The organism is Streptomyces sp. NPDC093252, assembly GCF_040683675.1.
Taxonomy (GTDB): Bacteria; Actinomycetota; Actinomycetes; order Streptomycetales; family Streptomycetaceae; genus Streptomyces.
The window spans coordinates 211,493-227,692 of sequence record NZ_JBFBEM010000012.1 but is presented as its reverse complement, the minus strand read 5'-3'; the positions used below and the strand labels follow the sequence as shown (position 1 = coordinate 227,692).

The 16,200-nt window shown below is 76.8% G+C and carries 2 protein-coding genes; both read right to left on the bottom strand.

Annotated elements, in window-relative coordinates; translation table 11 throughout:
• Positions 1 to 38: 38 nt before the first annotated feature.
• Positions 39 to 11,030: an amino acid adenylation domain-containing protein gene (locus AB0O01_RS25350; protein WP_365316766.1), complete on the bottom strand. Its 10,992-nt coding sequence runs from the start codon at positions 11,028 to 11,030 to the stop codon at positions 39 to 41.
• Positions 11,027 to 16,174 (bottom strand): amino acid adenylation domain-containing protein, encoded by a 5,148-nt coding sequence (locus AB0O01_RS25345; protein ID WP_365316764.1) that lies wholly within the window; start codon positions 16,172 to 16,174, stop codon positions 11,027 to 11,029. Before AB0O01_RS25345 ends, AB0O01_RS25350 begins: the two co-directional genes overlap by 4 nt.
• Positions 16,175 to 16,200 lie beyond the last annotated feature (26 nt).

Genomic DNA, 16,200 nt, shown 5'->3' with positions numbered 1-16,200 from the left:
AGGGCGGGGCGGGATGCGGGTTCCGGGGCGGGCGGACGTCATCGCGGCTCCCCGGCGGAGCGGCTCCCGGCGGCGCGGTCCTCGTCCGTGACGACCGGGGCGAGGACCTCCGGCAGGGCGCCGCCGCTGCCGGGCGCGTCCGGGCCGCCCGCCGCGCGCCAGCCCCCGGCCAGCCGCCCGGTGCCGAACGCCCCGTCGTCCCGGCCGAGTTCGGCGGTGAGGTGCTTGACGACCGCCTTGCCGGAGTCGGCGTTGGTCAGGGCGACGAACCCGGTGCCGCCGTGCAGCCGGGAGATCGCCATGGTCCAGTAGCCGGACGGCTCGCCCCCGTGCCCGAACTCCAGGTCGTCGCCGCTGTCGTCGACGATCGTGCCGAGCCCGTAGAACGTGCCGGTCTCCCCGGCGAGCAGTTCCCGGGCCAGCGCCTCGGGCACCAGCGCGTCCGGTGCGCCGAGCAGCGCCCGCCGGACGGCGACGGTGAACCGGGCCGCGTCGGCGGCCGTCGTCCACAGGCCCGCCGCGGCCAGATGCGCGCGCCGCCGCCAGCCGCCCTCCAGCGGGTCGCCGTGGGCGTCGTGCCCGAGCGCCACCGGGAGTCCGGCGGTGAGCGGGCGGTCCTGGTCGAAGCCGCTGTCGGCGAGGCCCAGCGGATCGAGGACCGTGCGCCGGGCGAGCGCCTCGAAGGGCTCCCCGGTGGCGTCCTCCAGCACCTGCTGGAGCACCCAGTAGTGGGTGCTGGACTTGCGGAACACCTCGCCCGGCACCAGTTCGCGCCGCACCGGGGCACTGCTCACCGGGGGCCGCCCGGTCAGCAGGTCCCGCAGCGACGGCAGCGGCTCGCCCGGCCGGAACCCGACACTGCGGTGCCGGGCCAGGCCCGCCCGGTGGCCGAGCAACTGGCGGACGGTGACCGGGCCGGGCGCGGCCGGGTCGTCGGCCAGGTGCCAGGACATCAGATGGCGGGCGATGTCGTCGTCCAGGCCGAGGACGCCCTCGTGCGCCAGCCGCAGCGTGATCAGCGCGGTGACGTGCTTGCTCAGCGAGCCGACCTGGAACAGGGTCCGCCCGGTGACCGGTTCGGCGCCGCCCGCGCGCAGCACCCCGTGCCCCTCGACGGCCGTGATCTCGCCGTTGCGGAGCACGGCGAGGGCGGTGCCGGGGACGTTGTGGTCGGCCATCACCGACGCCAGCCCCTCGACGGCCGTTCCCGCCGGGGCGGTTCCGATCAGCGCGGCGGCCTGCGCGACCGCCGCCGGGTCGTTCCCCGACGCCTGCCCGAGGAGCCGGGCGAGGAGTTCGGCGGGCACCTGGACGGTCCCCGAGGGGGCGCTTTCCGGTGCCGGTGCCGGTGCCGGTGCCGATTCCGATTCCGGTTCCGGCCGGGCGGCCCGGATGTCCTCGTCCACCGCCGCCGCCAGCTCGCTCAGGGTGTCGTGCTGGTACATGCGGTAGATGGAGACCGGCAGTCCGTCCGCGCGGGCCGCCGCCAGCACCTTGATCATCAGCAGGGAGTGCCCGCCCAGCCCGAAGAAGCTGTCGTGCACGCCGATCTCCGCGACGCCCAGCACGTCCGACCAGATGGCGGCGAGGGCCCGTTCGGTCGGGGTGCCCGGCGGCCGGTGCTCGGTGCCGGTGCGCAGGGCGCCCCGGTCCGGGACGGGCAGCGCCCGCCGGTCGACCTTGCCGTTGGCGTTCAGCGGCATCGCGGCCAGGGCGACCGAGGCCGCCGGGACCATGTACGCGGGCAGCCGCTCCGCGCAGTACGCGGCCAGCTCGTCCGGCCCGGCCGTCCCGGTGCCGTCCGCCGTCCAGTAGGCGACCAGCCGCCGGTCCCCGGGCACCGGCTCGTGCACGGTGACGAACGCCTCCCGCACGGCCGGGTGGCCGCTCAGCACGGCCTGGACCTCACCGAGTTCCACCCGGTGGCCGCGGATCTTGACCTGGTCGTCGATCCGCCCGAGGAACTCGACGGCCCCGTCGGAGCGGTGGCGGACCAGGTCCCCGGTGCGGTACATCCGGGTGCCCGGCGGGCCCCAGGGGTCGGGGAGGAAGCGGTCGGCGGTGAGGTCGGGGCGGCCCGCGTACCCGCGCGCCACACCCGTGCCGCCGACATACAGCTCCCCGGGGACCCCGACCGGCACCGGGCGCAGGGCGTGATCGAGGACGTGGGTCCGCATACCGGGCAGGGGGCGGCCGATGGGGACCACCTCCTCGCCGGACGGTTCGGTCACCGGGTGGATCGTGGCGCCGACGGAGGTCTCGGTGGGGCCGTACTCGTTGATCAGGCGTCCCGGGCCGAGGATGTCCAGCGAGCGGTCGGCGGCCGTGCCGGGCAGGGCCTCACCGGCGACCACCATGACCGCCGCCAGCTTCTCCGCCTGCTCGGACGTCATCTGCTCGGACAGGAGCTGGAGATGACCGGGCGTGAGCTTGACGAAGCTGTAGGGCGCCCCGGCGGTCAGCGCCCGGCCCAGCTCACCCGGGCCGGTGTCCTGCGCCACCGTGAACACCCGCTGCCCGGTGACCAGGGGGGCCCAGAGGTTGGGGACGACGAGGTCGAAGGCGACGGAGGAGAAGAGGGGGGCGCCGCCCGTGCCGCGCCCGGCCAGCTCCCGGGCGGCCCAGGCGATGTGGTTCGTCAGGCCGCGGTGGGTGATCTCGACGCCCTTGGGGGTGCCGGTGGAGCCGGAGGTGAAGATGACGTAGGCGAGGCGGTCGGGGTCGAGGTCGGGGCCGCGCTCGGGGCCGCGCTCGGGCGGGGTCGCGGGGCGGGCCGGGGCCGCGTCCGGGGTCAGGACCTCGACGCCGGGGTAGCGGTCCGCGTACTGCGGGGCGGTGAGCGCCACCCGGGCGCCCGAGGCCGCCAGGATCGCCGCCACCCGGCGCGCGGGGTAGGACGGGTCGACCGGGACGTACGCCCCGCCCGCCTTCCACACCGCGAGCAGCGCGGCGATCAGCTCCGGCCCCCGGTCGAGCTGGACCGCGACCCGGGCCTCCGCGCCCACGCCCCTCGCCCGCAGCGCCCCCGCGAGCCGCTCGGCGTGCGCGTCGAGCTGGGCGTAGGTCACCGTCCGCTCCCCCAGGGTCACGGCGGGGGCGTCCGGGGCGAGGGCGGCCCGCTCCTCGAAGCGGCGCAGCACGGAGGGGGCCGTCGCCTCCTCGGGCGGGGTGGCGCCGGCCGCCGGGAAGCCGGGCTCGGGCAGGGGCACCGCGCGGGCGTCGCCGTCCGGGTCGCCGGCCATCGCCTCCAGCACGGCCGCGTACAGCGCGGTCAGCCGGTCGGCGTCCGGGCGGGACAGGGCGTGGGTGTGGGTGGTCAGCACCAGGTACCCGGCGACCGCCGACACCGCGAGATCGAACTCGGTCGCCGCCTCCCCGGCGCTGTCGGCGAGGTCCACCCGCCCGGCGTCGACATGGTCGAAGTCCTGGTAGCTGAAGCGGACGTCGAGCAGCCGGGGCACCCCGGCCGCGTGCTGGATGGCCGGCATCGGATGGCGCCGGTACTCCCACATGCCCGCCTCGTGCGCGAACACCTCCCGCACCAGCTCCGCCCGGCTCCGCTCGCGCCCGGCGTCGAAGGCGAAGGGCAGGGTGTTGAGGTACATGCCGTAGACGCGGTCGGCGCCCGGCGCCTCGGGGCGGGCGCTGAAGACCAGCCCGGAGTGGAACCGGCGCTCCTCGGTGAGCAGGCTCAGCGCGGTCAGATGCGCGGCCAGCAGCACGCTCTTCAGCGGCACCCGGGTGCGGGCGGCGAGCGCGCGCAGCCCCGCCTCGTACGGCTTCAGCTCCACCGCCACCCGGTAGCGCTCGCGGGGGGCGCCCCGGTCGCCCGCCCAGGCCGCGGGGAGCGCGAACCGGGCGTGGCCGTCGGTCACGGCCCGCCAGTGGGCGCGGTCGCGCGGCGAGTCCAGGGAGGCCAGTTCGGCGGCGACGAAGTCGGCGTAGCGCACGGCGGGGAGCGGGGCGCCGGACGGTTCGGCCCCGTCCCGGATCCGCCGGTACTCGTCCAGCAGTTCCATCAGCAGCGCGCGATGGCTCCAGCCCTCGGTGATGGCGTGGCAGACGGTCAGCCCGAGCCGCCAGCCGTCGTCCTCGACGTGGGCGGTCATCCGCAGCAGCGGGGCCCGTTCCAGATCGAACAGGTCGGCGCGTTCGGCGGCCAGGAACTCCGCGACCGCCCGCCGCCGCCCCTCCTCGTCCAGACCGCGCAGATCGGCGACGGCCACCGGGATCGCGGCGTCCGCGTGCACCACCTGGAGCGGCTGGGCGTGCCCTTCGAGATGGAAGGAGGTCCGCAGCATCTCGTGCCGCCCGGTGACGGTCCGCACGGCGGCGCGCAGGGCGTCGGCGGCGAACGGCTCGGCCTCGGTGATCCGGAACGACGACACATTGTGGTAGGCGTGCTGGGTGCCGTCGGCCATCATCTCCAGGACCATGCCGAGCTGGACCTGGGTGAGGGGGTAGGCGTCGACCGCGTCGGCCGGGAGCGCGGCCCGGTCCTCGGGGGCGATCAGCGCGAACCGGGCGACAGGGGTGTCCACCTCGGTGCGGGCGGGGCGTCCGGTGAGGTGCTCGGCGAGCCCGGCCACCGTCCGGTGCTCGAAGACGTCCCGGACGCCGACGTCGAAGCCGCCCGCGCGCAGTCCGCCGACCAGGGCGACGGCCCGGATGGAGTGGCCGCCGATCTCGAAGAAGTCGTCCTCGACGCCGATCCGTTCGCGGCCCAGCACCTGCGCCCACACCCGGGCGATCCGCTCCTCGGCCGGGGTGCGGGGCGCGGTCGCCGCGACGGTCTCCGGCGCGGGGCCGGGGGCGGGCAGGGCACGCCGGTCGACCTTGCCGTTGGCGTTCAGCGGCAGCGCGTCCAGCGGCACCAGGGCGGCGGGCACCAGGTAGTCGGGCAGCCGCTCCGCCAGATGGGCCCGCACGGCGGCGGGTTCGGCGGTGGCCGGGGCGTAGTAGGCGGCCAGCTCCCCTTCGTGGACGGTGACATACGCCTGCGCCACGGCCGGGTGCCCGGTCAGCACCGCCTGGATCTCGCCGGGCTCGATCCGGTGGCCCCGGATCTTGACCTGGTCGTCGATCCGCCCGAGGAACTCGATCGCCCCGTCGGGGCGGTGGCGGACCAGGTCGCCGGTGCGGTAGAGACGGGCGCCGGGGGCGGTGCCGTACGGGTCGGGGAGGAAGCGGTCGGCGGTGAGATCGGGGCGGCCCGCGTAGCCGCGCGCCACTCCGGTCCCGCCGATGTACAGCTCGCCGGGGACCCCGACCGGCACCGGGTGCAGGGCGTGATCGAGGACGTAGGTCCGGGTGTTGGGCAGCGGGCGGCCGATGGGGATCACCTCGTCCCCGGCGGCGGGTTCGGTGACCGGGTGGATCGTGGCGCCGACGGAGGTCTCGGTGGGGCCGTACTCGTTGATCAGCTCCGTGTCCGGGGCCAGCGCCCGCCAGCGCTCCAGGGCGGCCCCGGTGAACGCCTCGCCCGCCACCACCAGCACCGGCGCCAGCTCCCGCGCTTCGGATGCGGTGAGCTGCCGGGACAGGACGTCCAGATGCCCGGGGGTGAGCTTGACGAAGCTGTACGGGGCCCCGGCGGTCAGCGCGCTGCCCAGGTCGGCCAGGTCGAGGTCGTGGCCGACGGTGTGCACCGGCCGGCCGGTGACCAGGGGGGCCCAGAGGTTGGGGACGACCAGGTCGAAGGCGACGGAGGAGAAGAGCGGGGCGCCGCCCGGGCCGCGTGACGCCAGCTCCCGGGCCGCCCAGGCGACATGGTTCGTCAGGCCCCGGTGGGTGATCTCGACGCCCTTGGGGGTGCCGGTGGAGCCGGAGGTGAAGATGACGTACGCCAGCCGGTCCGGGTCGTCGGTCCGGGCCGGTCGGGTCGCGGGGAGGCCGGTGAGGTCCGGCAGTTCGGTGAGGGTGACGGCCGCCCCGGCGGTGGCGGCGATCGCGGCGACGCGGGCGGCCGGGGTGCCGGGTTCGACGGGGACATAGGCGCCGCCCGCCTTCCACACCGCGAGCAGCGCGGTGACCAGCTCCGGGCCGCGCTCCAGCGCCACCAGCACCCGGGTCTCGGCGCCGACGCCGAGCCGCCCGAGGTGGTGGGCCAGTTGGTCGGCGCGGGCGTCGAGGTCGCCGTAGGTCGTGGCCCGTCCGGCGTGGCGGACGGCGACCGCGTCGGGGGTCCGCGCCGCCCGCTCCTCGAAGCGGGTCAGGACGTCGGTGGTGTTCTCGGCGCGGGCGGTGTCGTTCCACTCGGTGAGCTGCCGCTCGCGCTCGCCCGCCGGGAGGAGGGCCGCGCGGGCGTCGCCGTCCGGGTCGGCGGCCATCGCCTCGACCACCCGGCGCAGCATCGCGGCGAGCCGGTCGGTGCCGGCCCGGCTGAGCAGGCGCGGCGAGGCGGTGAGCACCAGATGCCCGATGCGGGCGGAGACGCCGAGGGAGAACTCGGTGGGGCTGTCGTCGATGCTGGCGAGGTAGTCGACCCGGTCGTGGTCGACCTGGTCGAAGTCGTGGTAGCTGAACCGCATCTCCACCAGCCGCTCGCCGTCGGCGAGTTCGCGCTGGATGACGGGCATCGGGAAGGCGCGGTACGGCCAGAGGGCGACCTCGCGGGCGAAGACCTGGGCGACCAGGTCCCGCCAGGTGGCGGCGGTGCGGTCGTGCGGGAAGGGCAGGGTGTTGAGGTGCATGCCGTGGACCCGGTCGGCGCCGAGCACCTCGGGGCGGGCGTTGCACACCAGCCCGGTGAAGAACCGCTCCTCCTCGGTGCACATGCCGAGGGTCTTGAGGTGGGCGGCGTGCAGCACGCTCTTCAGGGAGGCGCCCGCCCGGGTGGCGAGGGCGCGCAGCCGGTCCTCCAGGTCGTGGAAGGGCACGGCGACGCGGTGCGGGGCGCCCTCGGCGTCCGGGTCGCCCCGCCAGGCGGCGGGCACGGACAGCCGGGCGTGGTCGTCGACGACCTTCTGCCAGTGGGCGCGGGCCCCGGCGGAGCCCAGCGCGTCCCGTTCGGCGGCGATGAAGTCGGCGAAGCGCGGGCCGCCGGCCGGTGCCTGGGCCCGGTTCGGTGCCTGGGCCGGCATCTGGGCCGGTGTCCGGGCCGGTATCTGGGCCGGTGCCGGGTCGCCGCCGCCGTCGTCGTCCCGGGCCGTCTCGTATTCCCGCAGGATCTCCATCAGCAGGGAGTGATGGCTCCAGCCGTCCAGGATGGGGTGGCACTCGGTGTTGGTGAGCCACCAGCTCCCGTCCCCGGCGACATGGGCGTGCAGCCGCAGCAGCGGCGGGGCGGCGAGATCGAACAGCGCGGCGCGCTCCCGGGCGACGAACGCCGTCAGCTCGGCGAGGAGTTCGCTCTCGGGGAGGTGGGAGAGGTCGGTGACCCCGACGCCCATCTCCGCCTCGGCGTGCACCAGTTGCATCGGCACCGAGTAGCCGGTCAGGGCGAAGGAGGTGCGCAGCACGTCGTGGCGGGCGGTGACGGCCGCGGCGGCGGCCCGCAGCGCGGCGGCGGAGAAGGGCCGTTCGTCGCGGATCCGGAACGCGGTGGCGTTGTGGTACGGGTGCCTGCCGTCGTCGGTGAGCATCTCGACGACCATGCCGAGCTGCACCTGGGACAGCGGGTAGGCGTCGGCGAGGCCCGCCGGGAGCCGGGCGGTGTCCTCGGCGCCGAGCAGCGCGAACGGGGCGACCGCGCGGCCGGGGTCGGTGGGCGCGGGCCGCCCGGTGACCAGTTCGGCGATCCGGGCGACCGTGCGGTGCTCGAAGACGTCCCGGACGGTCAGGTCGTAGCCCGCCGCGCGCAGCCGGCCGACGACGGCGACCGCGCGGATGGAGTGGCCGCCCAGGTCGAAGAAGCCGTCCTCGACACCGACCCGCTCCACCCCGAGGACCTCCGCCCAGACGGCGGCGATCCGCTCCTCGGCGACCGTGCGGGGCGCGACGAAGGTGTCGGTGCCGAGCGCGGCCCGGTCCGGCGCGGGCAGGGCGCCCTTGTCGAGCTTGCCGTTGGTGGTCAGCGGCAGCGCGGGCAGGACGACGACGGCGGCCGGGACCATGTAGGAGGGCAGCCGGGCGGCGGTGTGGGCGCGCAGGGCGCCGGGCTCGGGGTCCGTGCCGTCGGCCGGGGTGACGTAGGCGACCAGGCGGGGGTCGCCGGGGGTGTCCTCGCGGACCTGGACGACCGCGTCGCGGACGGCGGGGTGGGCGGCGAGGGTGGCGGCGATCTCGCCGGGCTCGATCCGGAAGCCGCGGATCTTGACCTGGTCGTCGATCCGGCCGAGGAACTCCAGGGAGCCGTGCGGGCGGCGCCGGGCCAGGTCGCCGCTGCGGTAGAGCCGGGAGCCGGGCGGGCCGTACGGGTTCGGGACGAACCGTTCGGCGGTGAGGCCGGGGCGGTGGAGGTAGCCGCGGGCGAGCCCCGCCCCGGCCACGCAGATCTCGCCGGGGACCCCGAGCGGGACCGGGCGGCCGTGCCCGTCCAGCAGACAGATCCCCAGGTCGGGCAGGGGGGCGCCGACGGGGCTGGTGTGCGGGGCGGCGAGATCGGCGGCGCTGATCCGGTGGAAGGTGGTGTGGACGGTCGTCTCGGTGATCCCGTACATGTTGACCAGCGCGGTGCGCTCCGGGCCGAAGCGGTCGGTCCAGGGCCGCAGATCGGCCGGGTCGAGGCGTTCGCCGCCGAAGACGACCGCGCGCAGCGCCAGCCCTTCTGGGGCGGTCGCGGTGAGCGCCCGGAAGGCGGTCGGGGTCTGGTTGAGGACGGTGACCCGCTCACGGGCGAGCAGCGCGGCGAACTCCTCCGGCGCGCGCACCACCGCATCGGGGACGACCACCAGCCGCCCCCCGTACAGCAGCGCGCCCCACATCTCCCACACCGAGAAGTCGAAGGCGTAGCTGTGGAACAGGGTCCACACGTCGGAGGCGGTGAAGGCGAAGTGCTCGTGGCCGCGGTCCATCAGGCGGGACACATTGGCGTGGGTGAGGGCGACGCCCTTGGGGCGGCCGGTGGAGCCGGAGGTGTAGATCGTGTAGATGAGGTGCTCGGGGCTGCCGGGGGCGTCGGGGGCGGTGGCGGGGCGGGCGGCGAGGGCGGCGGCCTCGGCGGGGTCGTCCAGGAGCAGGGTGCCCGTCTCGCTCCCGGCTCCCTCGATGACCCCGTCGAACAGGGGGGCGTGGGCGCGGGTGGTGACGACGAGGGGGGCCCGGGCGTCGCGGACGATGTACGCGAGCCGGTCGGCGGGGTTGGCCGGGTCCAGCGGGAGGTAGCCCGCACCGGACTTGAGGATGCCGAGGAGGGCCGGGATCAGCTCGGGGCCCCGGTCCAGGGCGAGGCCCACCAGGGTCTCCGGACCGGCGCCCCGGGCGATCAGGGCGTGGGCGATCCGGTTGGCGCGGGCGTCGAGCGCGGCGTAGGTGAGATGGGTGTCCCCGAAGGTGACGGCCACCGCGTCCGGGGTGCGGGCGGCCTGCTCGGCGAAGCGTTCGTGGACCCGCCGGGTGACCCGGACCGGGCGCGGGGCCGGGCCGGTGACCAGGGCGAGTTCGGGGGCGTCCAGGATCTCCAGCGCGGACAGCGGGGCGCCGGGGTCGGCGGCGACCGAGTCGAGCAGCCGCAGCAGATGCCCGCGCAGCCGCTCGACGGTCGCCCGGTCGAACAGGGCCGTGGCGTACTCCAGATGCCCGCCGAGGGCACCGTCGGCGCCCTCGCGGAGCTGGAGGTCCAGATCGAACTTGGCGACCCGCCCCGACCCCGCGAACGGCTCGGCGTCGACGCCGGGCAGCGCGAACGCGGCCCCCCGGTCGCCGTGCAGGGTGAACGCCACCTGGAACAGCGGGGTGCGGGACAGGTCCCGCTCGGGGGCGAGGGCCTCCACGATCCGGGCGAAGGGCACGTCCTGGTGGTCGTAGGCGTCCAGGACGGTGGCGCGGGTGCGGGCCAGCAGCTCGGTGAACGCCGGGTCGCCGGAGAGGTCGCCGCGCATCACCAGGCTGTTGATGCCGTACCCGATGACCTGCTGGAGTTCGGGGCGCCCGCGCCCGGAGACGACGGTGCCGACCGCGAGGTCGTCGCGGCCGGTCCAGCGGGACAGCAGGGTCTGGAAGGCGGCCAGGAACAGCATGAACGGGGTGCAGTCCCGGTCGGTCGCCAGGGCGCGCAGCCGGTCCGCGAGCGCCGGGGGCACGGTGAACGGGACGGCGTCGCCCGCGCCGTCGCGGACCGCCGGGCGGGGCCGGTCGGCGGGCAGGTCCAGCGGGGCGAGCCCGGCGAGCCGGCCGGTCCAGTAGCCCAGGTGCCGCTCGATCACCGCACCGCCGGCGCGCTCCCGCTGCCAGGCCGCGAAGTCGGCGTACTGCACGGTGAGGGGCGCGGGCGCGGCGCCGCCGTACAGGGCGCTCAGCTCCCGCCCGAAGACCTGGGTGGACCAGGCGTCGCAGGCGATGTGGTGGAACACCACGGCGAGGACGTGCTCCTCGGCGCCGAGCCGGATCAGCAGCCCCCGCACCGGCCGGTCCCGGGCCAGGTCGAACGCCCGCCCCAGCTCCGCCTCCACCAGCTCCCGCACGGCGTCGTCGTCACCGGCCGCCGCGTGCTCCAGGGGGTGGGGGCGGGGCGGGTCGATGAGCTGGACCGGGGTGTCGCCGCGCAGCGCGTAGCGGGTGCGCAGGATCTCGTGCCGGTCCAGCACCCCCTGCCAGGCCCGCTCCAGCGCGGCCACGTCCAGCGGGCCGCGCAGCCGCAGCACCAGCGGCACCAGATACTCCCCGCTGCCCGGCTCCAGCCGGTCCAGGAACCACATCTGCTCCTGCCCGTGCGACAGCGGCAGCGGGCCGTCCCGGTCGGCGCGCGCGATGGTGTCCCGGCGCGGGGCGGCCGGTCCGCCGCCCGCGAGGCGCCGCCGCAGCAGTTCGGCCCGCAGCGCCGCCGCGTCACCGGCGTCCGGCCGGTCCCGCCGGTCGTCCCGCCGGTCGTCCGGGCGGTCGTCCGGCCGGTCCAGGGCCCGGGTGTCCTCGGTACCGTGCTCGGTGCTCATGCCTGGTGCTCCTTGGTGGGTTCCGCGGGGGTGGCCGGCGGCGGGCCGGCGGGGTCGGTGGGGTGCACGGAGTCGAGGAGTTCGGCGTCGGAGAGCGCGGCGATCTCGGCCGTGATCCGCTCCTCGACGGTGGCCGCGAGCCGGGCCACGGTCGGGCCCTCGAAGACCGTGCGGACGGCGAAGTCGATGCCGAACTCCTGCTGGATCCGCGAGATCAGCCGGATCGCCAGGATCGAGTTGCCGCCGACGCGGAAGAAGCTGTCGTGCGCGGACGGCCGGGCGCCGAGCAGTTCGGTCCAGATCGCGGCGATCCGCTCCTGCACCGGCCCCGACGGCTCCACCGGGACCTCGCCGTCCGCCGGGCCGCCGCGTACCGGCTCCGGCAGCGCCCGGCGGTCGACCTTGCCGTTGGCGTTCACCGGGATCGCGTCCAGCGCGGTGAAGGTCGCCGGGACCATGTAGGCGGGCAGCCGGGCCGCGCAGTGGGCGGCCAGGTCGGGCAGGGCCGCGCCGGGCCCGGCGGGCACCGCGTAGCAGGCGAGTTCGGGTGCGCCGGACGCCGGGCGGCGGACGGTGACGACGGCCTCGCGCACCTGCGGGTGGGCCTCGACCACGGCCCGGATCTCACCGGGCTCCACCCGGTGGCCGCGGATCTTCACCTGGTCGTCGACCCGGCCGAGGAACTCCACGTTCCCGTCCGGGCGGTGGCGCACCAGGTCGCCGGTGCGGTAGAGGCGGGCGCCGGGGACGGCCCCGTACGGGTCGGGCGGGAAGCGGTCGGCGGTGAGGTCGGGGCGGTGCGCGTAGCCGCGGGCCACGCCCGTGCCGCCGACGTACAGTTCGCCCGCCACCCCGACCGGGACCGGGCGCAGCGCCGGGTCCAGGACGTACATCGTCATCCCGGGCAGCGGGCGGCCGATCGGCAGCACGTCCGGCGGCGGCACCGGGCCGTCGTCCGGCACCGGGTAGACGCTGGTGCCGACGGACGCCTCGGTCGGCCCGTACTCGTTGATCAGCCGCATCCCGGGGGCCAGTGCGCGCCAGCGGGTCAGGGCGGCCCGGGTGAAGGGCTCCCCGGCGACCACCGCGACCGGGGCGAGCGCGCCCGCCTGCGCCGGGGTCAACTGCTGGGCGAGGATGTCGAGATGGCCCGGGGTCAGCTTGAGGAAGCTGAACGGGGCCGCCTCCGCCAGCCGCTTCCCCAGCTCCGCCAGATCGGTCTCCTGCGGCAGCAGGAACAGCCGCTGCCCGCTGGTCAGCGGCGCCCACACATTCGGGACGACGAGGTCGAAGGCGATCGACGAGAACAGCGCCCCGCCCCCGCAGTCGCCCCCGGCCAGCTCCCGCACCGCCCAGGCGACATGGTTCGCCAGACCCCGGTGGGTGACCTCGACGCCCTTGGGGGTGCCGGTGGAGCCGGAGGTGAAGATGACATAGGCCAGGCGGTCCGGGTCGCGGGTGCGGGCGGGCGCGGTCGCCGGGCGGGCGGCGATGACGGCCGCGTCCCGGTCCAGGCACAGCACCTTCAGCCCGCCGCCCGCGTACCGGTCCGCGTACGCCGCCGAGGTGACCAGCGTCCGCACCCCGGCCGCCGCGCACATCGCCGCCACCCGCTCCGCCGGGTGCCCCGGGTCGACGGGCACGTAGGCGCCGCTCGCCTTGCCGACCGCGAGCAGCGCGGTCACCAGGTCGGGGCCCCGGTCCAGCAGCACCGCGACCCGGGACTCGGCGCCCACGCACAGGGTGCGCAGATGGTGCGCGAGCCGGTTCGCGGACACCTCCAGCTCGCCGTAGCGGACCGTGCGGCCCGCGCCCTCCAGGGCGGTGCGCTCCGGGGTGGCGTGGGCGTGCCGCTCGAAGCGGTCCAGGACGGTCAGGCCGTCGCCGGCCCAGGCGGTGTCGTTGAGCCCGGCCGTCAGCCGGTGCCGCTCCGCCGCGCCCAGCAGCTCCGCCTCGCCCAGCGGGGTGCCGGGGTCGGCGGCCACCGCGTCCAGCAGGGTCAGGAAGTGCCGGGCCATCCGCTCGACGGTGGACCGCTCGAACAGCGACGCCGCGTACTCCAGCACCCCGTCGAGACCGCCCTCCGGGGTCCCCCGCATGAACAGCGACAGATCCGTCTTGGCCACCTGCCACGCCTCGGTGAACGCGGCCAGATCGGCGTCCCGGGTGACGACGCTGGTGACGCCCTCGCTGTGCAGATCGAAGGCGACCTGGTAGAGCGGGGTGCGGGACAGGTCGCGCTCCGGCTGCACCTCGTCCACCAGCCGCTCGAACGGCAGCTCCTGATGGGCGAACGCGTCCCGCGCCGCGTCCCGGACCCGCTCCAGGGCCTCGGTGAAGGGCACCCCGGGCCCCAGACCGCACCGCACCACCAGCGAGTTCAGGAAGAACCCCACCATCGACCCGGTCTCCGGCCGGGTCCGCCCCGCGACCGGCGTCCCCACCGGCACGTCCCACTGCCCGCTCCACCGCGCCACCAGCGTGGCGTACGCGGTCAGCAGCGTCATGAACGGTGTCGCCCCGTGCGCCCGCCCCAGCGCGGTCAGCGCGGCGGCCGTCGCGGGCGGCACCCGCAGCGGGACGACCGCTCCGCGCGGGTCGCGCACGGCGGGCCGGGGCCGGTCGGCGGGCAGCTCGATGGGGGTGAGGCCGTCCAGCACGGACCGCCAGTGCGCCAGCTCCGCCCCCATGGCCTCCTCGGTGAGCCGGGCGTGCTGCCAGGACCCGTAGTCGGCGTACTGGAGCGGCAGTTCCGGCAGTACGGCCGGACGCCCCTCCAGTCGGGCCGCGCACAGCTCGCGCAGCTCCCGCTCCAGCAGCACCGTCGACCAGCCGTCGCAGGTGATGTGGTGGAGGGTGAGCAGGAGCAACTGATCGGCACCGGCCCCCTCCGGGCGCCGATCGGCCCCGTCGGGGTCCGCGGCCCCGGCGCCACCGGCCCCCTCCGGGCCGGGGTCCCGCACCAGCAGTCCCCGCCACAGCGGCCCCGCCGCCAGGTCGAAGCCGCGCGCGAACTGCTCCGCGAACAGCGCGGCCACGCCCGCCCGGCCGCTCTCCTCGACCCGCAGCTCGATCCGGGAGGTGCCCGGCGCGTCGATCACCTGCCGCGCCTCACCGCCCTCGGCGGGATAGCGGGTGCGCAGCGGCTCGTGCCGGTCGGCCAGCGCGTCCAGCGCGGCGGCCACGGCGTCCGGCGGCAGCGCCCCCGGCAGCCGCAGGAACAGCGGGGCCACCCACTCGGGGCTGCCCGGGTGCATCCGGTCCAGGAACCACAGCCGCCGCTGCCCCGACGACAGCGGCAGTACCCCGTCCCGCCGCACCGGCACCACCGCGTCCCCGTCCGCCGGTTCCGCCTCCCCGGCCGGGCCCAGCAGCCGGGCCTGCGCCTCGACGGTCGTCGCCGTGAACAGCCCGCGCAGCGGGAGCCGGGCGCCGGAGGCCGCGCGCAGCCGGGCGGCCAGCCGGGTGAGCTGGAGCGAGGTGCCGCCCAGCGCGAAGAAGTCGTCGGCCGCGCCCACCCGGTCCCGGCCCAGCAGCTCCGCCCACACCCCGGCCACCAGTTGCTCGGCGGGGGTGCGCGGGGCGGTGAACTCCGGGGCGCGGGCGGCCCGGGGCACCCGGGGGTCGGGCAGCGCGGCCCGGTCCGCCTTGCCGCTGGGCAGCAGCGGGAACGCCTCCAGCACCCGGAACACCGACGGCACATGGCTCTCCGGCAGCCGCCCGGCGAGGAACGCCCGCAGCCCGGCCGCGTCCACGTCCCCGCCCGCGGTGACATGGGCGGCGAGCCGCTTACCCCCGCCGCCGCCGTCGCCGTCGCCGTCGGCCTCGTACGCGGTCACCACCGCGCCCGTCACCGCCGGGTGCGCGGTGAGCGCGGCCTCGATCTCGCCGGGCTCGATGCGGACGCCGTTCACCTTCACCTGGTGGTCCAGGCGGCCCAGGTACTCCAGGGTCCGGTCCGCGCGCCAGCGGACCTGGTCGCCGGTGCGGTAGAGCCGGTCGCCGGGCACGGTGGCGTACGGGTCGGGCACGAACCGCTCGGCGGTCAGCTCCGGCCGTCCCGCGTACCCGCGCGCCACGCCCGCCCCGCCCACATGCAGCTCCCCGGGCACGCCCACCGGCACCGGCGCCCCGGCCGGGTCCAGGACCAGCGCCCGCATCCCGGGCAGCGGACGGCCGATCGGCACCGGGCCCTCGCCGGGGCCCGTCTCCACCGGGTGGGCGGTGGCGTCGATCGAGCACTCGGTGGGCCCATAGGTGTTCCACACCTCCAGCTCCGCCCCGGCCAGCTCCCGCACCCGCGCCACCAGCGGGAAGTGCAGCGGCTCACCGGCCGAGAACAGCAGCCGCAGCGCCCCGCACCCCGCCCACGCCGCCGCTCCCTCCGCCACCAGCAGCCGCAGCACGCTCGGCACCACCTGGAGCACCGTGATCCCGTGCGCGGCGACCGCCGCCAGCAGCGCCGCCGGGTCCCGCTCGGCGCCCGCCGGGGCCAGCACCACCGTCGCCCCGCTCACCAGCGGCGCGAAGATCTCCCAGGCGGCGGCGTCGAACCCGATCGTCGTCTTCTGCAACACCCGGTCACCCGGCCCGAGCCCGTGCCGCTCCACCGTCCAGCCGACCCGGCCCGCGATCCCGGCATGGGTCACCACGACCGCCTTCGGCCGCCCGGTCGAGCCCGAGGTGAACACCGCGTAGGCCGCGCCCCCCGGGTCGGCGGCGGGCACCGGCAGCGGGGCGTCCGGCCGCGCCGGGTCCGGCAGCGCGCCCGGGTCCAGCCGACGGGCGCCCGCCTCGGCCACCGCGGCGGCGGCCTCCCGCCCGGCCAGCACCAGTTCCGCCCCCGAGTCCCGGAGCAGCCCGGCCAGCCGGGCGGCCGGCTGCGCCGGATCCAGCGGTACGTAGGCGGCCCCGGCCCGCCACACCCCGAGCAGCGCCACGACCAGGTCCACGCCCCGGGGCAGCGCCACCCCGACCGGCGTCTCCGGCCCGGCGCCCAGCTCCCGCAGGCAGCGGGCCACCCGGCCGGACACGCGGTCCAGCTCCTCGTACGTCACCGCCCGCCCACCGGCGACGACGGCGACGGCGTGCGGGGTACGGAACGCCTGCTCGGCGAAGCGTTCCGGAAGCAGTTCGGCGTTCACGGCAACTCCTGTCACAGACCTGGGTG

Excerpts from the sequence above, each read along its gene's own strand:
- AB0O01_RS25350 (WP_365316766.1), bottom strand. The coding sequence starts at position 11,030 with ATGAGCACCGAGCACGGTACCGAGGACACCCGGGCCCTGGACCGGCCG.